Genomic DNA, 20,352 nt, shown 5'->3' with positions numbered 1-20,352 from the left:
ATCCGTATTCATTAATCGACAACCACTGCTTCGGTTTCTTCTTCGTGTCGGCGAATAATTTCACCGGCTAAAGCGAGGTAAGCCTTAGAACCATTTGATGTTTTATCATAATACATGGCTGGTTTACCAAAGCTAGGCGCTTCGGCCAAACGTACATTTCTTGGGATCACAGTACGGTAAACTTTCTTACCAAAGTGCTGTTTAAGTTGATCACTCACATCTGAGGACAAACGATTGCGAGGATCAAACATAGTTCGAAGAATCCCTTCAACTTGTAGATCTGGGTTTACTACCGAGGCTAACTTACTAATGGTATCTACCAAAGCCGTTAACCCCTCTAAAGCATAGTATTCACATTGCATTGGCACCAGCACACTGTCTGCTGCGGCCATCGCATTCACGGTAAGCATGTTTAGCGAGGGCGGACAATCAATGAAAATGTAGTCGTAATAGTCTCGTACAGGTGCTAGTGCATTGCGCAGTCGCACTTCGCGAGCAAAGAACTCCATTAATTTTATTTCAGCTGCCGTGACGTCAGAGTTGGCAGCCACTAAATCAAAAAAGCCGCTGGTATCTTTAACGGTCACTTGATCGATAGGTTCTTCATCAATCAATAATTCGTAGGCTGTTTTTGGTACTTCGTATTTATCTACACCACTGCCCATGGTGGCATTCCCTTGTGGGTCAAGGTCAATTAACAAGACTTTGCGTTTAGTGGCCGCCATTGACGCCGCTAAATTTACGCTGGTTGTTGTTTTTCCTACGCCACCTTTCTGGTTGGCTACCGCAATTACTCTACCCACAATATTTTCGCCTAAGGGTTATTTTTATCAATAATAACTAGATGTCGCTGACCTTCAAGTTCGGGAACCGATAAACTCTCGATACTGTGTAAGTTTAGCCCTTCAGGCAGGTTTTCTAGTTCTTGTTCAGGCACTAAGCCTTTTAAAGCATAGAATTTACCACTATTTGCCGGTAGGTGAGAACACCAACTCAGCATATCCTGCAAAGAAGCGAAGGCTCTGCTTATTACGCCATCAAATTCGAGGTTTTGTTGGTAATCTTCTACTCGACATTGCACTGCAGTCACGTTTTCTAGTTTAAGCAAGTGGCTTACTTGGCGAATAAAAGTAATGCGTTTACCTAAACTGTCGAGCAATACAAACTGTTTATCAGGATTAATAATGGCTAAAGGCAAACCGGGTAAACCTGGCCCCGTTCCCACATCAATAAAACGTTCACCTTGTAAGTGAGGGCTCACCACTAAACTATCGAGAATGTGTTTTACCATCATCTCCATAGGATCTCTTACCGAGGTAAGATTATACGCTTTGTTCCATTTATCGAGTTGCTCAACCAAAGTAACCAGTTGAGATATTTGTAGCTCGGTGAGCTGTAAGGTCGTTTGGGCTAATAAACCCTGTAAGCGAGATTTTAACACCCGATCATCCTAAGCCGACTTGCGCGCTAAGTCGTGTTTCTTCAAATAAACCAATAATAGCGATACGGCCGCTGGAGTAACACCTGAAATACGCGCGGCTTTACCAATTGTCTCTGGGCGAGAATTAGTTAGCTTAGCCACCACTTCGTTTGATAAACCACTGATCTTAGAAAAATCCAGATCGATAGGTAGTAGGGTGTTTTCGTGTTTTTGGGTTTTCTTAATTTCTTCAAGTTGACGCTTAATGTAACCGTCGTACTTAATTTGAATTTCTACTTGTTCCGCTGCTGCGGGTAAATCGACTCCAGGTCCAAAACCATCAATACGCATAAGTTGTTGATAAGTTAACTCTGGTCTGCGGATCAATTCTTCTAAAGAATGCTCGCGATTGATCGGATTTTTCAACATTGGATTAAGTTGATCCAATTGAGTCGAATTAGTGTGTACCCACGTGTCTTTTAAACGCTGCCGCTCTTGCTCAACCACTTCCATTTTGGTGTTAAATAATTGCCAGCGATGCTCATCAACTAAGCCTAGTTCGCGGCCTTGTTCAGTCAAACGTACATCGGCGTTATCTTCGCGTAATAATAAGCGGTATTCAGCACGGCTAGTGAACATTCGGTAAGGTTCTTTGGTGCCTAATGTGGCGAGATCATCAATCAATACGCCCATGTAGGCTTGATCGCGACGTGGCGCCCATGATTCTTTACCTTGAGCAAACAATGCTGCATTTGCACCAGCAATTAAGCCTTGAGCACCGGCTTCTTCGTAACCAGTGGTTCCGTTAATTTGCCCAGCAAAGAACAAACCTTTTAAGTATTTGTTTTCTAAACTTTGTTTCAAATCTCTAGGATCGAAAAAGTCGTATTCAATGGCGTAGCCTGGACGCGTGATATGGGCATTTTCTAGCCCTTTCATCGAATGCACTAGCTCAACTTGCACATCAAACGGCAAGCTGGTTGAGATGCCATTTGGGTAAACCTCGTGAGTGGTTAATCCCTCAGGTTCAATGAAGATTTGATGAGAATTCTTGTCTGCAAATCGAGTAACTTTGTCTTCGATAGACGGACAATAACGTGGCCCAATACCTTCGATTACCCCTGTAAACATTGGGCTTCGGTCTAAACCACCACGAATAATATCGTGAGTAGATTCGTTAGTATGAGTGATGTAACAAGGGATCTGCTGTGGGTGATCACTTTGTTTGCCAATAAACGAAAATACTGGTGTTGGGGTATCACCTGGTTGAGGCTGCATTTGGCTAAAGTCGATACTACGGGCATCAATACGAGGAGGTGTACCGGTTTTTAAGCGATCAACACGCAATGGCAATTCGCGTAAACGTTGCGCTAAAGCGATCGACGGTGGATCGCCTGCTCGGCCACCAGCATGATTATTTAAACCAATGTGGATCATACCACCTAGAAAGGTCCCTACAGTGAGTACTACGCTGCGTGCGCGCAACTGTAAGCCCATTTGAGTCACTACCCCTACCACTTGGTCGTTTTCTACGATCAAATCGTCACAGGACTGCTGAAAGATAGTTAAGTTAGCTTGGTTTTCTAAACGTTCGCGAATAGCTGCTCGATACAATACGCGATCTGCTTGTGCGCGGGTGGCTCTAACTGCTGGGCCTTTTGACGAGTTTAAGGTTCTAAATTGGATCCCTGCTAAATCTGCAGCTTGCGCCATCAAGCCACCTAAGGCGTCAATTTCTTTGACTAAATGGCCTTTACCAATGCCACCAATGGCTGGGTTACATGACATCTGACCTAAGGTCTCAATGTTATGAGTAAGCAATAAGGTATTTTGTCCCATACGCGCAGCTGCCGCTGCAGCTTCTGTACCGGCATGACCACCACCGATCACAATGACGTCGTATTGTTGTTTATAGAACATGTGTTATTACCTCAAACCAAGCAGATCCCAAAAGGGTGCGATATTTTACTGGTTAAGTGACGATAAGGGAATGCTTAGATCAGAATTAGATCAAGGGTAGATCTCTTAATATATATATAAGATCTTTTTTTAAAGATCTTTTATTAGATCTACTATTAGGATCGGCCTGATCTGTAGATAAGTCATTTTTTAACTTTTAGATCATTAACTTAGATTAGATCAGATCATGTTGACGGATAGCGATCTAAACGGGGGACAAGCTGGGATCTAAATTAGTACTTATCCACAGACGAATAGTAGGCAAAGGTTATCCATAGGAATAACTATAGTAAATTAATAGCTAATCCCTATGCTTATCCACAGAGTTTAGGTTTAAATAAGTTCATTTTTCCAGCTTTTTAACCATAAAGCTGCTGGTTCTTCGGGTACAGGTTCAAGGTCTACGTCTATTTCTAAGCGTGGTTTTAAGGATTTAGCGCCTAGTTTTTTCATTTGTTGGTCAAGATTTTTGCCTGCACCACAAAAAGTATCGTAGCTACTACTCCCTATTGCTACAACACTGTAAGACACCGTTGAAAGATCGGGTTGTTGTTCAAGTAAGTGTTGGAAAAAAGGCTGCAAATTGTCTGGTACATCACCTGCACCATGCGTTGAGCTGCAAATTAGCCAAAAAGCACTTGGATTTAACTCTGAAAACTCAGCATTTAGATGAATTTTTACCTGATGGTCATCTTTTAGTAGTGCTTCTAGCTCATCGGCTACGTATTCAGCTGAACCTAAGGTTGAACCTACAATAATCTCTATATCCACTTACGATCCTGTTAACAGCAGAGGTTTTAACCATTGTAACGTGATCATGACTGAATTAACTAGCTGCGTGTTAGCTGTGATTTAGTTGTTGATAGTTTCACGTGGAACTATTCCAATATTGAATCTAATCCAGCAAAGACAATAGTGATCCCTTTTTAAATGTGTGAATAAATACTTGTTCACAAACTAGCGACTTAAGCCGAGGACTCGTTGTTGAATTCTGCTTTACACACATTAATTAAAGCCTGAAGTGTTGGATTTGGACTCGCGTGTTTGCTGTAAATTAACCCCAACTGTTCATTGGCAATGGCGTCGTTATGCGCAATCACTTTAAGCTCGCCAGATTTAATATAGGGAATGAGCTGTTGTTGTTGGCCTACAAATACGCCTACTCCCTGTCGGCATAGTTCTATTGCGAGTGAGTGTTGCTCTACTTCAATTTGTCGTTGAATACTGTCTGGATCCCATACTTGGGTATTAGATGAAGCGAGAATGGTGACCCAAGTGTAACTAAGTACTTGTTGCAGATTCGGTGACTTTTCTTTTGTTAGTGGATGAGTTGCAGAACACACCGCCACTAGCGGCATTTCGCAAAGTGGTTCTATGGTGTAATCATTGGGAAAGGCATCTCGGTAAAAACAAATGGCTAAATCGAGTTTAGGGCCCTGCCAATTAAGTAGCAGTTCGTCGCGACGCTGAAAGATTTTTAAATCAACATTGGGATAAGCATGATTAAATCGACTTAGTATTTTAGCCACGGTACTGTCTTGTAAAAAACTACTTACCCCTAGGTTTAATCTAAAACACCCTTGCTGTGCTATCTGTTCTACTTGCTGGCTAAGATGGTTTTGCGCTTTAAGCATTTGCTCACACAAAGGCAGCATTTTTAAACCCTGTTCACTGAGCACTGGTTTATGGCCGCTGCGGGTAAACAATTCAACGTTCCAATCTATTTCTAGATTACTGATCCATTGGCTTAACTGGGCGCGGTTCTTTTGCATATGTTTAGCTGCGGCAGAAATACTGCCCAGCTGATGACTCAGTACAAATGCTTCAATGGCTTGCAGGTTCATGTTGTCGATCTCTCTGTTAATAAAAGCTAACACAGTCTGATTTGTTCAGGTTGCCCAATCTCATCATCATAGCGCCGATGGATATATTTGTGAGTATGTTACTGATACTCAGCGATGCACGGATGTTTTAGTAAAAATCTACTGAAAGGTTCCAAAATGAAAAAAATTATAGTTGCTTCAACACTTTCTCTTGCTGCTTTTAGTCAGTTTGCTGCCGCAGACGCTATTCGTGGTGAAGTTGCTGCCGAGAGTAATCGAAATGGTCCGCACCTGGGTATTCTAAAAGGTGGTTATGAGTTTGATACTGATTATGGTCAGTTTGGTTTTGATGTTGAAGCAAAAAGCCGTTTAGGTGGTCGCCCTTATGGTGAAAACCAGCACGAGTCTGGTTTACATGAAGCCACCTTTGCTGCCGATTACACCTACAAGTTTGGTAACGCTTATGTTCAACCGCGTGCTGAATACACCCGTAATGTAGCGAATGATGCAAATACTGGTAAGTTTGCCTTAAAAGGTGGTTATAACTTTGATAATGGTATTTTTGTCGCTGCCCGTTACCGTTATGAGGATACGCAAAACAATGGTTTTAGTAAGACCGAGCTTGGTGATGTGAAAACAAACCGTACCGATTTAACCGCGGGTTGGGCTGGCGATATCGTTGGTATATCTTTTAACTACATCAATAAAGATGCAAACGCTGAACACAAAAACAACAACCTGAAGGTGAATGAACTAGAAACCAGAGTGTTTCTTACTAACTTAGGCAGTTATCAGCCTTACGTTCAATACACACAGAAAAACTTCGATAGTACCGGCTACGATAGTTCTCCTATTAAAGATGATAGCCAAATCAAACTTGGCGTAAGCATGAAGTTTTAAGGTTTATTCTGATAAAAAAAAGAGCGCCAATTGGCGCTCTTTTTGTTTGTGTTAGTAACTTAGTGGTAGTTAAGAGAGGTCGCTTTACCTCTAAATACCCAATATGAAAAAGCGGTATAAGCCAGAATCACTGGCACTACAATTAGTGCTCCAATCAAAATCACCGATAAAGATTCCGGTGCCGATGCTGCTTCCCATACGTCCATTTGACCCGGTACAACATCGGGGAAGAAGCTGAATCCCAGTGCGCTAAAACACAGTAAGAAAATAAGCATCACTAGGCAAAATGGTACCCAGCAATGACGATCGTCTGATTTGGGTAAACGACCCAATAAAAAGTCATTAAACAAAAATGCGGTGAAACATAAGGCTGGGATCAGCAACACAAACATCACCAGTGGAAAATCAAACCAGCGATCAAATACACCAGGGTTAACTAGTGGGTTTACTATTGATACGGCAATCACGCCAACTAAACAAAAACGGCCAGTAAGTTTTGCCCAAGTAACGGCCCGCTGTTGTAGTTGGTGTTCGGTTTTCATTACCAACCATGCCGCGCCAATATAGCTATAGGCCGCAGTAACACCTAAGCCACTCAATAAGCCAAATAAGTGAGTGGTTACGCCTCCTTCAAAGCCCATTACATATAAACCTAGCATGTAGCCTTGAGCTAATGTAGTGAGAATAGAACCTGCTTTGAAAGTACGATCCCAGGCTAACTTATGGTCTACCGCTGCTTTGGCTCTAAAGTCGAAGGCTACGCCACGCATAATAAGTCCGATCAGCATAATCGCCACCGGAATATACAAATGGTAAAGCACAATGCTATGAGCAGCCGGGAAGGCAATAAGCATGATACCAACGGCCAGTACTAGCCATGTTTCGTTGGCATCCCAAAATGGGCCAATTGACGCAATCATGGTATCGCGCTGCGCTTCATCAGCTTCGCCCATAGGCAGTAAAATACCTACCCCTAAATCATAACCGTCGAGTATTGCGTAAATAAGAACCGACAGGCCCATTAAACCGATGAAAATTACCGGTAACCAGTAAGCGTCCATCATGCTTTGGCACTCCCTTCTGTAGTGTCTTGCGGATTATTAATATTAGTTAAGTTACCGTCTGGTTGGGGTTCATTGGTTTCAAACTCTTCTTCTTTAATCGCTTTTCGTGCCATTAAGAATACCGTGTGAATGTAGGCAATCAGCAAGAAGGTATAAACGATTAAATACAGCGCCAATGAAAAGGCAACGTTTGAGGCGGGCAATGTTGTTACCGCATCTTCGGTACGTAAAACACCGGTGACTAACCAGGGCTGACGGCCTATTTCGGTCACATACCAACCAGCCAGCGTAGCAACCCAACCAGAGAACGTGGTGGCCACTAGTACCTTGAGCATCCAGTTAGGCATTTTGCCTTTGCGAACCATGTGGTAAGAACCAAACCAGCTTAGTGCCAACATTAGTAAACCTAAGCCAACCATGACTCGGAAACTCCAAAATACCGGAGCTACTGGCGGATGTTCGTTTTCAAACTCGTTAAGGCCTTTTAACTCACCGTCTAGTTCGTGGGTTAAAATTAGGCTGGCCAGTTTAGGAATTCCAATCGCGTACTTATTGGTTTTGGTTTCTTCGTCTGGCAATGCAAACAATAATAAGGGTGCGCCTTTCTCGGTATGCCAAATACCTTCAATGGCCGCTATTTTTGCTGGCTGATGTTCAAGCGTATTCAAGCCATGAAAATCACCGACTAAAGCTTGAGTTGGCGCTAATACAGCGGCCACCAGCAAGCTGATTTTTAGGGTTAGGCGAGGGGCTTTTTTTACATCACCTTTCAATATGCGATAAGCAGAAATGCCTGCAATAAAGAACGATGCCGTTAAGCCAGACGCAATTAACATATGAGTTAATCGGTAAGGGAACGACGGGTTAAATACAATGGCTACCCAGTCTGTTGGAAATGCGACGCCATCGCGCATTTCAAAACCGGTTGGCGTTTGCATCCACGAATCTAGCGCTAGGATCCAGAAGGCCGATAAACTCGTGCCTACTGCTACTAAAACAGTCGCTAAGGTATGTACCTTATTGGGCACCCGCTTTATGCCGAATAACATAATGCCCAAGAAAGTGGCTTCCAAGAAAAAGGCGGTGAGTACTTCGTAACCTAGTAATGGGCCAGCAATGTTACCTACGGTTTCCATGTAGCCAGGCCAGTTAGTACCAAACTGGAATGACATAGTAATACCGCTTACGACTCCAATCGCAAAAGAGAGCGCAAAGACTTTTACCCAAAAGCGATAAGCGCGCATCCATACCGGATTGCCGGTCATATCATGGCGTACTTTAAAAAAAACTAGGAACCAACACATCGCAATGGTGATGGTGGGAAACAGGATGTGAAAGCTGATATTTGCAGCAAACTGTATCCTTGAGAGCATTAGGGCATCAAGCATGGTTTAGCCTCGTTAAGGTTGATAATCTCATTAGCTGGCGGCAGATCCTTTGTTACCAACGATTTTGTCTTTTAATTCCAAAATTCTGCTAATACCTGAGCCCATCTTCATCAAACTCTGCAGTTTGTCTGGGTTCATGGTATTGAGTGCATATGACCATTGGGTGATTAACTCGAGCAGGTCGTGGATCTCTTCCATCTTTTGCTGGGTAAACTGGTCTTCTTCGTTTTCTGGCGTTTCTAATAAATTAGAACGTAATAAGGAAAGGGTTGGATCCACTTCGCGTTTACTGCGCTCTTCAAATACGGTTCTGGCCATTTCCCAAATAGAACCGGCGGCAGTAAAAAATTCACGACGTTGACCTGCTTGATGACTAAGTTTAACTAAACGCCAAGACTGCAGTTCTTTTAATCCCATGCTCACGTTGCCGCGGCTAATGCCAAGTTGTTGCATAATTTTTTCCGCGTGCAAAGGGTGCTGGTTAATCACCAACAAAGCCAGTATTTGGCCTACGGTACGATTGAATCCCCAACGGCTGCCCATTTCTCCAAAGTGGAGAACAAAGGCTTGGCTCTTCTCTGATAATTGCACGCGACAAATTCCTTTTATTGAACTTTCAGAAAACAGTGAAACTTTAATCCAAAATTGATTTAAGTCAATATTTTTAGTCTTAATTGATGCGGAATTATTAAACTGTGAGGTCGCTTGAGCTTAGTTTTAGTGAATGCTTAAAACGTTGATAGGATGGTTAGGTAATGGGGCTTGGTAGTTGTTTTTTATTTTATATTTTTGATTCAAGGGCTTTATTTATAAAGCCCTTAAAGCACGTGAGTGTTTACTAACCTTGGTTACTTTCCGATACAGAAAGTGAAGATTCCCATAAACACTGGTGTGGTTGCATACTTGGGGGACCGATTGGGGACTAAGTTGATAAAAAATGCCTAAACCCAAGTTCACTTACATAATCGAATATAGTTGTTTGTTCACCCCTTGTCATTTGTAAATCTTATGCGACACAACGGTCTTGGTTTAAGGCTTGTGATAAATATCTGAATAGTTAATGTTTAGCGCTGCTATTAAACTTCACTCAAATATGCTCGGATAATTGATCGTAGAAGATGGTTATAAGAAGGTAAAGTTAGTCTAAAGCGCTAATCATCACTCTGGCTGACGATAAAAAGTATCGACTTTGAGCTTTTGAGGGAGCACCATTACCTCAATTGTGCACTCTAGGCTAATGGAAGTACAAGTTATTACAAGTCAGGGGGCATAGCGTTAGGAATATCCTCTTCAGTATCACAACTTGTTTCCACAAAAAGTGAACGTATAGATGGCCTATTAGTTAAATCCTCAATCGGACGGTTTTGTTGTAATACAGTAGGTTTAAAACAATCCATGATTTTACCATCCTACATTTGGGGCATTTGGTTATGGTATTTGTAAGCTTGTGATCTGAGTCATGGATGAGTTATCAATTTAGAAAGTAGCAATAAATAGTAATATTTCATTATTGATCTGCTCAATAACTGGCTGTACTCTAGCGATCCTACTGGAAATTTGACTTTTCAGTAACTATAAACTACCGGATTGATATGGATATCAGTAAAAAGCTAGTTGAGCGAAAAAAATACCTAGAATTTGACCCCACTAACATACGCCTGATTGCGGAAGTTATTGAGCTGTCGATGAAGTCAGGTGATATACAATTCGCTTGGGATTTATCTTTTGATACGATGAAAGGCTTAGAGGCGGATGAAAATTGCCTTTATTGGGCTGTTTACTCTGCGCTTGCTTGCTCAGAGTATCAATATGCGGTTAATTGGTTAGAGAGCTATATATTTGGTGTAGACCCCAAAAGCTGGATGTTGCATAACTATTGCTACGCGGCAATGCGTTTAGGTCAGCATCGAGAGATTATCGAGCTGTTGGAAAAAAATCGCGAAGCAATCAAGGAATCTCCGGAACTACTTTTATCAAAAGCTAAATCACAGCATTTTTTAGGTTCTTTTGAAGAATCAGAGGATACGCTCAATTCTTTTTTATCTAGTTCGCCAAGTCACCCTGAAGCCTTAGGTCAACTTGGTTTACTTTATGTGGACTTAGGCAGAAACTCAGAAGCTAAAGAATGTGCACAGTTAGCCCTTTCAATTGATAAAAACCAAATCGACTCTTTATTAGTATTAGCTACTGTCGAGCTAATTGACTTAAACTTTAGTTTAGCTAACAGTCATGTTAAGCAGGTTTTAGAGAGGTCGCCTAGATTAGGTAGAGCATTAACTCTAAGAGGACAGTTGCAATTAAATGATAATGCGCCTGAGAAAGCGCTGAGTTCTTTTAAGCAAGCCCTTGAAGTTATGCCTACTCATATTGGAACCTGGCACGGCCTAGCTTGGTCATACATGTTATTGGATCAGCTGCAAGATAGTAGGCAATGTTTTTCTTCAGCTTTAGAATTGGATCGAAATTTTGCGGAGTCTCATGGTGGGCTGGCTATTCTAAGTGCTATCTCTGGAGATATATCAGGTTCAAAGGAGTACTTAGCTCGAGCTTTGGGAATCGACAAAAAAAGTTTTTCTGGTCTATTCTGTCAAGCAATAATCCTACGAAAAGAAGGCCATGAAAAGAAAGCGGATGACCTGATTGAGATAATCCTAAACTCTAGCCTTCCACACTATAATCAATCTATAAAATCTCTGCTAAATACAATAAACAATAAACGAGCTGGCAATACAAATGACTAGCGACTCAGCAGTAATCATTCTTTCACAGATGCTGATTAAGGCTGCTGCTATTTCTATGCCTATTCTTGGTGTTTGCTTAATTGTGGGTTTGATTGTTAGCTTGTTTCAGGTTGCTACTCAGATTCAGGAGATGACTTTAACTTTTGTACCAAAGTTACTAGCAGCAGGCCTTACTTTGCTACTTATTGGTCGCTGGATGATTCTTTCTTTGGTCCAGTTTACAACAGACCATATTGAAAAAATCGTCAACTTATGAGTTTTTATTTTTGATGACTGCTTATGAGTCCATCGTATTATCAGCGGCGCGTTTAACTCCCCTAGTTATTAGTGGTGGGGTTCCACCTTTCTCGCGAGTCCCCAAAACTATTCGAATTGTTTTTCTGGTTGTACTTTCAGCACTGTATGCACTGTCTGCAGATAATAGCCATATATTGATTGATAATATGCTCGTCAGTGTTTTATTTGAGTTAGCTATAGGGTGTGTATTTATATTTGGTTTGGCAATTGTGTACGGTGCAATAGATATGGTGGGTAAAACATTAGATGTTCATGTCGGCTTATCTGCTGCCAGTATGTTTAATCCCTTTTCAGGCCAGTCTGGAACACTGTTGTCTAGTGTTTTGGTAACCTCATTTATTACGCTATTTGTCACTTTAGATATTCATATAGACCTAATCAAAATCATTATCACTAGCCTTAAAGTCATTCCTTTGGGTGGTGCCGAAATATATTTAGACCCTAATAAGTTCGTTGGCTTCATGGCTATCACTTTTGTATCGGCATTTATGATTTTCTTACCAGTATTTGTGGCTTTGTTTTTAGTGGATGCAACGATTGGGATGATATCTAAAACCATGCCTCAGATGAATGTCTATTTCGTCACATTGCCACTGAAAATTTTGTGTGGTTTATTTTTTGTTGCTGCTGCAGTTCGTACCTCTGGGCCAGGCTTAATTGATATGTCTCATCAAGTTACCAAGTTTGTAGAGGGATTGTAAATGTCTCAAGACGAACAAAATAAAAGTGAAAAACCTACACCCTATAAGCTAGAGGAAGCGAAAAAAAAAGGGCAGGTTGCAAAAAGCACAGAGTTCACGGGAGTCGTAAGTTTGCTTCTTTTTTTAGTGCTGAGCTATGCAGTATCAGATTGGTTTGTGGGCTCTGTTTCATCGGCATTCTCAATATCAATGCGCTCATTGGGGGAGTTGGGTACATCAAATAATGAGGTTTTGCTCGCTTGGGTGTGGAGTTACTTTTTAAACGAATACTCAGTGGTATTCCCTGTTCTTTTCATTTCTCTTATTTTTTCAATAGTGATAACCATTTATCAAATAGGTTTTTTGTGGTCGACTGAGCCCATTAAAATTGATTTTAAAAGACTAAATCCAATAAGCAATCTTAAAAAAATATTTTCAATAAAAATTTTCTTCGAATCTGCCAAGGTTTTATTAAAGTTCTTGTATGTCGGTTTGGTTGGGTACTGGCTCGCTTCTGATTTCTTAAGGCATATTATTTCTATGAGGTACTTAGAGCCCTCTAAAGTATCTGGGAAGTTTTTTGAGCTTATTTTTCTATTGGGATTAGTGATTGGTGGCGGTCTTTTTGTATTCTCTTTGGTTGATCTAGCTTTTGTTCGTTGGAGCTTCATCAAGGACATGAAAATGTCACATAGAGAGATACGAGATGAACATAAAAAGCGAGATGGCGACCCAGAAATTAAAAATAAAAGACGAAAGCATCAACAAGAAATGATTAAAAAAATAACCTCCTTAGCTAGTGTGAAAAATGCTGATTTGGTGGTTACTAACCCTACCCATTACGCAGTAGCATTGCAGTATGAGCCTGAATCTATGATGGCTCCGAAAGTACTGATTAGTGGTAAGGGAGTCTTAGCTTTCCTGATTAGAAGGCGAGCGAGTAAGTTCTCGGTTTTAATAAAAAGGAACCCTCCTCTAGCACGTTTATTGTATAAGGATTGCCAATCTGGTGATTTCATTTCAGCAAGATGTTTTGATGGCGTGGCATCAGAGTACCGAGCTATCTGGCAGGCAAAAGGGCTGTGATGTGAAAAAAGGATTATTTGGAAAGAAAAGTGATTTTCTTTTTGTGGTAGGGACTGTTGGAATTCTTGCTGTTCTGTTTATTCCCCTTCCGCCCGTAGCTTTAGATTTTTTTCTAATTTGTAACTTAAGCACTGCTCTTTTAGTACTACTGTTAACCTTTTATGCTGAAAAACCGCTGAGTTTCTCCACTTTTCCATCTATTTTATTGATCACTACATTGTTCCGTTTAGCACTTAATATTTCAGCAACTCGGTTGATATTAGATGATGCTGGAGCAGGTAAGGTAATCGATGCTGTTGGGCATTACGTTGTCGGCGGAAATTATGTCGTCGGTGTAGTTGTGTTTGTTATTTTAATTGTTGTTCAATATGTCGTTGTCACGAACGGTGCACAACGTGTTGCTGAAGTTGCTGCAAGGTTTACTTTGGACAGCATGCCTGGCAAGCAAATGAGTATCGATGCCGATTTGAATATTGGTGTAATAGATGAATCCGAAGCCAAGAAAAAACGTGAAGAAATTCAACAGGAAGCAAACTTTTACGGTGCAATGGATGGTGCGACTAAGTTTGTTAAAGGTGACGCAATAGCCGGGATTATAATTATTTTTATCGATATTATTGCTGGCTTAATGATGGGCGTCGGGCATCATGGAATGAGCTGGAGTGAAGCCCTTCAAACTTATACTTTATTAACCGTCGGGGATGGTATTGTTACTCAAATACCTTCATTGATTATAGCGACAGCGACAGGCATTTTAATAACTCGAGCAGCCACCGATTCTAAATTAGGCTCAGAAGTGATAAGCCAAATCACTTCTCATCCCATCATATTAGTTATTTTGATATTTGTTCTTACTTTCTTAATGTTCCTGCCAGGACTACCTAAAATTGCATTGGCAGCGGTTATTGTTGGAGTGATTTGTTTGCTCGTATATGCCTATAAGGCAGCAGATTCGGCTTCAGAAAGCCTGTCAGATCCTGAGACTTCTAAGAAAGAGGGTGTGGGAGGGAAAGAGGATTTATACCAGAATATAGAATTACACCCCATTGAACTTAGATTGGGAACAGGTTTACAGAATGCGCTTGAAGAAATAAGAGAGTCAATATTTGAGCGCGTTCAAAATATGCGTAAGCAGTACGCCTTAGAGTCAGGGTTTGTTATTCCCTCTATCAAAGTGTTAATTGATGACACTGACATAGACCAGTGTTCGTACGGTATTTTTATCTATGGGGCTAAATTAGGTTCAAGTCATGTAAAACTTAACCACCAGTTGGCTATCGCTGGGGCACAAACAAAAGTGGAATTAGACGGTGAAAAAACTGTCGAACCTACTTATGGGCTGCCCGCAATCTGGGTTTCAGAAGCGGGTCAGAAAACAGCCCAAGCTGCTAATTATACGTTGGTTGATTGGCAAACTATGGTGGTCACTCATTTGAGTGAGTTAATACGTTCAAATTCACATGAATTATTAACTAGAAGTGAAGTTGATAACATTATTGCTAGGAACAAATCTCAATGCGAAACATTGCTGGAAGAAATTGTACCTACGGTGTTAACAATAACCGAAATCCAAAACGTTCTAAGGATGTTACTGAAAGAAGGTGTATCTATACGTAACATACAGTTGATTTTGGAAGTGTTAGCAGATACCGGAAAAAGAACTCAATCTCCAGATAAGCTTGTAGAAGATGTAAGAAGTAGGCTTGGAGCCTTTATTTGTCAGCCTTTGACCAGTCCTAATGGTGTTTTAGATGTACTCACCCTAGACCCAGTGTTAGAGAGAACACTAATATCAGCCTTAAACCCACCTGAGCGAATGGCTGCATTTTCACTCGACCCATCTAGTACCGAAAAATTGTTAAATTCAATTTCTCGCGGTGCTCAAAAAATGATGTCGCATAATCAAATGCCAGTATTGATTTGCTCTCCGATCATTAGACGGCGGTTAAAACAACTGACAGAAAGAATACTACCGAAGCTCGCAGTGGTTGCTATGTCGGAAATCCCAAACTCTATGAATGTTAATTCCTTTGATGTTGTATCGGCAGCGATCCAACCTATAAAGCTGGAGAATTAAATGACTGATCCAATTTCTATCGTTTCCATGGCAATGGCTGATGATACTCGACGAATTAACACCATAGGTAACAATGTCTCCAACGTTAGTAGCGTTGGCTTTAAAGCTCAAACTCTTTCAAGTAAAGGTGACGTTCATTCCGACCTTATTAATAGCTCAGATGGTCGGTTGTTGCGAACAAACCGCAATTTAGATTTCGCTTTGCAGGGAGCGGGTTTTTTTGTTGTTGATAATAACGGGCAGCAATTACTTTCCAGAAACGGTTCTTTCTCAGTGAATGAATCCGGTCAACTTGTAACTTCAATGGGTAAGTTTCTAGTACAAGGAAAAAGTGGACCGATTAATATAGGTTTAGGTTCAATCTCTATTGATTCAAAGGGTGCTGTTTGGGAGGGAGATAGAGAAATAGATCGCTTGTTGATCCATAAGCCGAATGAGTCGATTTTCTTAACTACAGCAGGAAATTACAATTCAGCCTCTTCTCAAGAAGTAGAAGAGGGATATGTTGTTTATCAAGGTGCTCTTGAATCGTCAAATGTTGACGTTGCTGGGGAAATGGTTCAACTAATGGCTACTCAAAAGCACTTTAGCTTAATGCAACGATATTTTCTTTTATATGACGGTTTAATGAAAAACGGCATAAACCAAATCGGAAAATCTAAATAGGGAAATACAATGATTGATGCTTTGTATATTGCAGGCTCGGGTATTCAAACCCAACAAACGTATGTAGATGTAATATCTAATAATATAGCTAACGTTAATACCATTGGTTACAAACGAGATTCTGTAAGTTTTTCTCAAGTCGTTTCTGGAAACTCAAGAACGCAAAATGCTAGTACTAATGAGGGAGCGTATCGAGGAAACGGTGCTTCAGTAAATGAGATTAATTCTGTCTTTGAAAATGGTGACCTTCGAGCAACAGATTCTGAGTTAGATATCGCTATTTCTGGTCAGGGCTTTTTGGAGTTGAGATTAGATAATGGCTCACATGTTTACACGCGTGTTGGCCAGCTTACGGTTAATGCTGATAGAAATTTGTCTAGTCAAAGTGGTCACGTTTTAAGTTCCAATATATCTGTTCCACTGGAAGCTAAGTCTCTAAAAGTACTTAGTAATGGCGAGGTTTATGCGCAACTTCCAGAACAAACGGATCTTACATTTCTAGGCGAATTAGAATTGTCTAGGTTCACCAGTGTTACCAAACTTGAATCACTAGGAGGCGGCTTATATGCAGCAAATGAATCCAGTGGTTCAGCATATTATGGAAAACCCGGTGAAGAGGGTTTTGGCGAAGTTAAGCAGGGGTTTTTAGAGGTATCCAATGTGTCGATGGTGGCTGAAATGGTTAACCTAGTTCTTGCGCAAAGAGCATACCAGCTAAATGCAAGAGTGGTGCAAGCGGCTGATCAATTAATGGAAACTGCGAATAATTTGGCTAGAGGGTAAGTGGTGCGCTATTGCATTTTCTTCTTGTTATTTGTGGTGTTCAATTCGAATGCATCAACAGTAGCGCTATCTTTTAAAAGGCCTGAACTTAGCATTGAAGATAGTGCTCGATTATCTGATGTTTTACATGTTCGTAGTAGCGATAATTCTCTACGCAATAAGATTAACAATATCCCTACACCTAAGTGGAAAGAAAGTGTAACAAGCGATGAAGTGTTAAACCTTGTTAAAACCGTTTTAGTCGATGCTGTTTCAGTAAATTGGAGAGGCGAAAAACAGGCAAAAATCAACATTATTCAGATTCTGGAGCCTGAAGTAATACAAAGTATCATGAGTGATAAAACGGAACAGTGGGTTCTTAACAAGTTTGGAAAGGAGGCGTTTTTCAAATGGTTTCCTGGAAATCAAGCTGTGCTCGTAAACGATGTCTCTGCAAAAACATATTTCAACTTAGATGAGAGGAATTCCAACTTTTCAGTTGTTGTGGGTGACTTGATTTTTGATTCTGGAGAGCAACAGCTATCAGTTAGAGTTAGGTATGGACTAAGTGTGTACGTTCCGATACTTATGGCGACATGTCCCATTCCTAAAGGGCGAGCACTTTCGGAAGAATGTTTAATAAGAAAGTACAAGAAGGCTAGATTTGTTAACGATAACTACTTTTATGCTGAAGATGGGAAATTACAAGGAGTATTTGCCTTAAACGACATAATGCGTGGTGAATTTATTAATTATGATTTAGTCAAGGAACCTAGCTTAATCGAAGCTGGAGATAGAGTTATTGCAACCTATATGAAAAACGGTGTGAAAATAGATTCAATTGCCATAGCCGCTAATGCAGGCAATGCAGGACATAAGATTACTGTTTCAATAGAGTCTTTAGGGATCAACTTACCGGCAACTGTTAGCTTAAAAGGGAGGGTATTAATAGATGAGCATTAAGGCAGCGATATTGTTGTTGTTTCTTTCAGCCAGCGGACACGTTTTAGCAGAAGATTTTTTCGGCCAAGGAGGCTTTTCATCATTAGTCTCAGATAACAGGGCGCATCAAGTTGGAGATACCTTAACAGTCCTTATTGTGGAAAGTACTGAAGCTAAAAGCCGGGCTGGATCGGGATCTGAGACTAAGGTTGACATCGACGCATCTATTTACACCACACAAACTAAAGAAACTGCGGGCTTAGGTTACGGAAGAGATAGCATTGATGATGCTAATACTCGTAGAGAAGGGTATTTCAAAGGCCAAATATCGGTTCGAGTGAACAGTGTGGATGAATTTGGCATGTTAAATATTTCAGGTGAACAAGTTTTACTCATTAATGGTGAAGAGCAGCGTATTGGTTTAAGTGGTGTTGTTAGACCTATTGATGTTCGAGATGACAATACTGTGTTGTCTAGCCGATTAACAAACTCTCGTATTGAGTTTAATGGTAACGGTGTTGTAAATGATGGTCAGACGCCAGGGATAATCTCAAGAATATTTGGTTGGTTTGGCTTGTGATGAAAAATTGTAAATTTAGTGGAATCGTATTCTTTTGGTTTTTCCTTGGTTTTGCATTACCTGTTGATGCATTTAGTGGAATAAAGATTGGCTCGCTAGCTAGAGTTGAAGGCGTGAGAGACAACGTGCTCGCTGGATATGGAATAGTTATTGGGTTAAGTGGAACTGGTGATAGTAGAAGAAGCCAAGCAACACTTCAGTCTGTAGCGAACGCACTTCAAAAATTTGGTGTGTCAGTGTCGCCTAAGGATTTAAGCAGTCGAAATGTAGCCGCGGTTATGGTGACAGCTACAATCCCAGCGTTTTCAGAAAAGGGTAATCGAATTGACGTTAACGTTTCATCTATAGGGGACTCTCGCAGCCTTGTTGGTGGCACATTATTATTAATGCCCTTAAAAGCAGTAAATGGACGAGTTGTAGCAATAGCCCAAGGATCTGTTTCTGTAGGGGGTTATACCTTTGACTCTAATGGGAATAAAGTGCAAAAAAACCACCCAACAGCTGGCGTTGTTCCTAAAGGGGCTGTGGTTGAATATGCCACCGATGATCAGGTTATTTCTAGTGACGGCAGTTTCACTTTGCTGTTAAAAGAACCGAACTTTCATACTGCTAGCAAAATCGTTGATGCGATAAATGCTAAAGACGCTAGTTTGCATGCTGAAACACTTCATGCAGGAAGGATTAGGATTGATTTAGGTGAGGCTCCTAGGAATTTGGCTTTTCGGAAAATAGGTGAAGTTCAGGAGTTGAGTATTATTCCAGAAACTGCTGCGCGAATAGTCATTAATGAGCGGACTGGTACCATAGTGGCTGGCGGAACCGTCAAAATTGATAACGTAACTATCACACACGGTGACTTAAAAATTCGTATTCAAACCGACTATTTGGTATCGCAACCTAACTCTGTTCTTCGTTATGACCGGTGGGGCTTACCTGGTGAAGGTGGAGATTCAAACAGCAATGCAAGAACGGTGGTTGTGCCCGATACAGATATCAAAGTTGAGGAAACAGGAAACGGCGGTGTAACGCTAGATCAAGGTGCAACCGTTTCTGACTTAATCAGTGCTCTCAACGATATGAAATTGTCGACTAGAGACATCATTACGATATTGCAATCGATTAATCGTGCGGGAGCTTTGCACGGAGAGTTAGTCGTTCAATAAGGAAGTTTTAGAATGATAGACGATGTAACCAGCAAACTGTTGGTCTTTAGTATGAATATGGAATCATACAAACAACAAGTATCAGCGATTAACGTTGCCAATGCGAATAATGCCAACTTTAAAGCTAAAACAGCAAGCTTTGATTCAGTCATGGAGGTGATGTTACGTCAAGATAATACAGCTGACTTACATAAAACTGTAGAGCAATATCAACACTTTCGTATTCAACAAATAGCAGACATTCAACAACCAGAAAACAGTCAGGCTGTTCAACTTGACCAAGAGATAATCAATTCTGATAGAGCATCGTCAAAATATAATAAGTTGGTTGAGCTTTTAAATAGGAAAATTGGATTAGTGAAACTTGGTATAAAAGGTCAATAAATGAGTATCGGAGATATAAAGTCAATTGCAGCGTATGGAATGCTGCAACAACGAATGATTATTGAAGCCGCCGGTATGAATATCGCTAATGCTAATAAACACCTGAAAGCAGGGGATTCTTCGCAACTATTTCGAGTAGATGTGCCTAAAGTAGATTGGATGCAAGCATCTAGTACAACTTCAAGTGATATAAATTATCCGAAACTAAAAATAACTTCGGATAACATACCACTAAAGTCCAGTTACTCTCCTAATGATCCAAATGCTGATAGCTCAGGAATGACTTGGAGACCAGATATCGATACTACACAACAGCTAATCGATGTTGTTAGTGCAAATAGAGCGTACGAAGCTAATTTACGCGTGTATAACGCTGCAGGCTCCATGGGAAGTAAAATTATGGAATTAGGAGGTAAGTAA

At 40.8% G+C, this 20,352-nt stretch carries 21 protein-coding genes; 13 read left to right on the top strand and 8 right to left on the bottom strand.

The annotated features are described in order from the left end of the window. Positions 1-11: 11 nt before the first annotated feature. From Q4549_RS13185 to Q4549_RS13165, 5 genes are all read right to left on the bottom strand, one after another. Positions 12-803, bottom strand: coding sequence for a ParA family protein (locus tag Q4549_RS13185; RefSeq protein WP_137673534.1), 792 nt, complete (start codon positions 801-803; stop codon positions 12-14). An 11-nt stretch (positions 804-814) separates the two neighbouring features. Next, on the bottom strand, positions 815-1,441 hold the full coding sequence (rsmG, locus tag Q4549_RS13180; protein ID WP_303513140.1) for a 16S rRNA (guanine(527)-N(7))-methyltransferase RsmG: 627 nt from the start codon (positions 1,439-1,441) through the stop codon (positions 815-817). A gap of 9 nt (positions 1,442-1,450) precedes the next feature. Next, positions 1,451-3,340, bottom strand: a complete 1,890-nt coding sequence (mnmG, locus tag Q4549_RS13175; RefSeq protein WP_303552698.1) for a tRNA uridine-5-carboxymethylaminomethyl(34) synthesis enzyme MnmG — start codon at positions 3,338-3,340, stop codon at positions 1,451-1,453. A 372-nt stretch (positions 3,341-3,712) separates the two neighbouring features. After that, complete coding sequence (gene mioC, locus Q4549_RS13170) at positions 3,713-4,150, bottom strand: FMN-binding protein MioC (RefSeq protein WP_303552699.1); 438 nt, start codon at positions 4,148-4,150, stop codon at positions 3,713-3,715. A gap of 194 nt (positions 4,151-4,344) precedes the next feature. Next, complete coding sequence (locus Q4549_RS13165; RefSeq protein ID WP_303552700.1) at positions 4,345-5,223, bottom strand: LysR family transcriptional regulator; 879 nt, start codon at positions 5,221-5,223, stop codon at positions 4,345-4,347. A 156-nt stretch (positions 5,224-5,379) separates the two neighbouring features. Here Q4549_RS13165 and Q4549_RS13160 point away from each other — a divergent pair, with 156 nt between their 5' ends. Next, the gene (locus tag Q4549_RS13160; protein ID WP_303513131.1) at positions 5,380-6,102 is read left to right on the top strand and encodes an oligogalacturonate-specific porin KdgM family protein; all 723 of its coding nucleotides are present in this window, start codon (positions 5,380-5,382) and stop codon (positions 6,100-6,102) included. Between the two features lie 59 nt (positions 6,103-6,161). Here the strand turns inward: Q4549_RS13160 and Q4549_RS13155 are convergent, their stop codons facing one another. From Q4549_RS13155 to Q4549_RS13145, 3 genes are read right to left on the bottom strand one after another with little or no spacing between them, the layout of a single operon-like run. Then, on the bottom strand, positions 6,162-7,166 hold the full coding sequence (locus Q4549_RS13155; protein ID WP_137673540.1) for a cytochrome d ubiquinol oxidase subunit II: 1,005 nt from the start codon (positions 7,164-7,166) through the stop codon (positions 6,162-6,164). Further along, a complete protein-coding gene (locus Q4549_RS13150; protein ID WP_303552701.1) occupies positions 7,163-8,554 on the bottom strand; it encodes a cytochrome ubiquinol oxidase subunit I in 1,392 nt (463 codons plus the stop codon). Before Q4549_RS13150 ends, Q4549_RS13155 begins: the two co-directional genes overlap by 4 nt. 30 nt (positions 8,555-8,584) lie before the next feature. After that, entirely contained in the window at positions 8,585-9,145 is a 561-nt protein-coding gene (locus tag Q4549_RS13145; protein ID WP_303552702.1) for a GbsR/MarR family transcriptional regulator, read from the bottom strand. A 1,001-nt stretch (positions 9,146-10,146) separates the two neighbouring features. Here Q4549_RS13145 and Q4549_RS13140 point away from each other — a divergent pair. From Q4549_RS13140 to Q4549_RS13085, 12 genes are read left to right on the top strand one after another with little or no spacing between them, the layout of a single operon-like run. Then, on the top strand, positions 10,147-11,295 hold the full coding sequence (locus Q4549_RS13140; RefSeq protein WP_303552703.1) for a lipopolysaccharide assembly protein LapB: 1,149 nt from the start codon (positions 10,147-10,149) through the stop codon (positions 11,293-11,295). Further along, entirely contained in the window at positions 11,288-11,551 is a 264-nt protein-coding gene (locus Q4549_RS13135; protein WP_303552704.1) for a flagellar biosynthetic protein FliQ, read from the top strand. The genes Q4549_RS13140 and Q4549_RS13135 overlap by 8 nt, the downstream gene beginning before the upstream one ends. Continuing rightward, on the top strand, positions 11,529-12,293 hold the full coding sequence (locus tag Q4549_RS13130; protein WP_303552705.1) for a flagellar biosynthetic protein FliR: 765 nt from the start codon (positions 11,529-11,531) through the stop codon (positions 12,291-12,293). Before Q4549_RS13135 ends, Q4549_RS13130 begins: the two co-directional genes overlap by 23 nt. After that, a complete protein-coding gene (locus tag Q4549_RS13125; RefSeq protein ID WP_303552706.1) occupies positions 12,294-13,358 on the top strand; it encodes a flagellar biosynthesis protein FlhB in 1,065 nt (354 codons plus the stop codon). Continuing rightward, the gene (locus tag Q4549_RS13120; protein WP_303552707.1) at positions 13,282-15,435 is read left to right on the top strand and encodes a flagellar biosynthesis protein FlhA; all 2,154 of its coding nucleotides are present in this window, start codon (positions 13,282-13,284) and stop codon (positions 15,433-15,435) included. The genes Q4549_RS13125 and Q4549_RS13120 overlap by 77 nt, the downstream gene beginning before the upstream one ends. Further along, a complete protein-coding gene (locus Q4549_RS13115) occupies positions 15,436-16,101 on the top strand; it encodes a flagellar hook basal-body protein (RefSeq protein WP_303552708.1) in 666 nt (221 codons plus the stop codon). It begins immediately after the preceding gene. A gap of 9 nt (positions 16,102-16,110) precedes the next feature. Continuing rightward, complete coding sequence (locus Q4549_RS13110) at positions 16,111-16,884, top strand: flagellar hook-basal body protein (RefSeq protein ID WP_303552709.1); 774 nt, start codon at positions 16,111-16,113, stop codon at positions 16,882-16,884. 3 nt (positions 16,885-16,887) lie between these two features. Next, positions 16,888-17,826: a flagella basal body P-ring formation protein FlgA gene (locus Q4549_RS13105; protein WP_303557177.1), complete on the top strand. Its 939-nt coding sequence runs from the start codon at positions 16,888-16,890 to the stop codon at positions 17,824-17,826. After that, complete coding sequence (locus Q4549_RS13100; RefSeq protein WP_303552710.1) at positions 17,816-18,385, top strand: flagellar basal body L-ring protein FlgH; 570 nt, start codon at positions 17,816-17,818, stop codon at positions 18,383-18,385. Before Q4549_RS13105 ends, Q4549_RS13100 begins: the two co-directional genes overlap by 11 nt. After that, the gene (locus Q4549_RS13095; RefSeq protein WP_303552711.1) at positions 18,385-19,548 is read left to right on the top strand and encodes a flagellar basal body P-ring protein FlgI; all 1,164 of its coding nucleotides are present in this window, start codon (positions 18,385-18,387) and stop codon (positions 19,546-19,548) included. Before Q4549_RS13100 ends, Q4549_RS13095 begins: the two co-directional genes overlap by 1 nt. 12 nt (positions 19,549-19,560) lie before the next feature. Continuing rightward, positions 19,561-19,932 carry a hypothetical protein gene (locus tag Q4549_RS13090; protein ID WP_303552712.1) on the top strand — a complete coding sequence of 124 codons (372 nt, stop codon included), beginning with the start codon at positions 19,561-19,563 and terminating at the stop codon, positions 19,930-19,932. Then, the gene (locus Q4549_RS13085) at positions 19,933-20,352 is read left to right on the top strand and encodes a flagellar basal body rod C-terminal domain-containing protein (RefSeq protein WP_303552713.1); all 420 of its coding nucleotides are present in this window, start codon (positions 19,933-19,935) and stop codon (positions 20,350-20,352) included.

The organism is Agarivorans sp. 2_MG-2023, assembly GCF_030548085.1.
Taxonomy (GTDB): domain Bacteria; phylum Pseudomonadota; class Gammaproteobacteria; order Enterobacterales; family Celerinatantimonadaceae; genus Agarivorans.
The sequence above is the reverse complement of the archived record's forward strand: the minus strand, read 5'-3'. Positions and strand labels throughout refer to the sequence as shown.

Coding starts and splice junctions, on each gene's coding strand:
- mnmG (WP_303552698.1), bottom strand. CDS start 3,340: ATGTTCTATAAACAACAATACGACGTCATTGTGATCGGTGGTGGTCAT.
- Q4549_RS13165 (WP_303552700.1), bottom strand. CDS start 5,223: ATGAACCTGCAAGCCATTGAAGCATTTGTACTGAGTCATCAGCTGGGC.
- Q4549_RS13160 (WP_303513131.1), top strand. CDS start 5,380: ATGAAAAAAATTATAGTTGCTTCAACACTTTCTCTTGCTGCTTTTAGT.
- Q4549_RS13155 (WP_137673540.1), bottom strand. CDS start 7,166: ATGATGGACGCTTACTGGTTACCGGTAATTTTCATCGGTTTAATGGGC.
- Q4549_RS13150 (WP_303552701.1), bottom strand. CDS start 8,554: ATGCTTGATGCCCTAATGCTCTCAAGGATACAGTTTGCTGCAAATATC.
- Q4549_RS13140 (WP_303552703.1), top strand. CDS start 10,147: ATGGATATCAGTAAAAAGCTAGTTGAGCGAAAAAAATACCTAGAATTT.
- Q4549_RS13135 (WP_303552704.1), top strand. CDS start 11,288: ATGACTAGCGACTCAGCAGTAATCATTCTTTCACAGATGCTGATTAAG.
- Q4549_RS13125 (WP_303552706.1), top strand. CDS start 12,294: ATGTCTCAAGACGAACAAAATAAAAGTGAAAAACCTACACCCTATAAG.
- Q4549_RS13115 (WP_303552708.1), top strand. CDS start 15,436: ATGACTGATCCAATTTCTATCGTTTCCATGGCAATGGCTGATGATACT.
- Q4549_RS13110 (WP_303552709.1), top strand. CDS start 16,111: ATGATTGATGCTTTGTATATTGCAGGCTCGGGTATTCAAACCCAACAA.
- Q4549_RS13100 (WP_303552710.1), top strand. CDS start 17,816: ATGAGCATTAAGGCAGCGATATTGTTGTTGTTTCTTTCAGCCAGCGGA.
- Q4549_RS13095 (WP_303552711.1), top strand. CDS start 18,385: ATGAAAAATTGTAAATTTAGTGGAATCGTATTCTTTTGGTTTTTCCTT.
- Q4549_RS13090 (WP_303552712.1), top strand. CDS start 19,561: ATGATAGACGATGTAACCAGCAAACTGTTGGTCTTTAGTATGAATATG.
- Q4549_RS13085 (WP_303552713.1), top strand. CDS start 19,933: ATGAGTATCGGAGATATAAAGTCAATTGCAGCGTATGGAATGCTGCAA.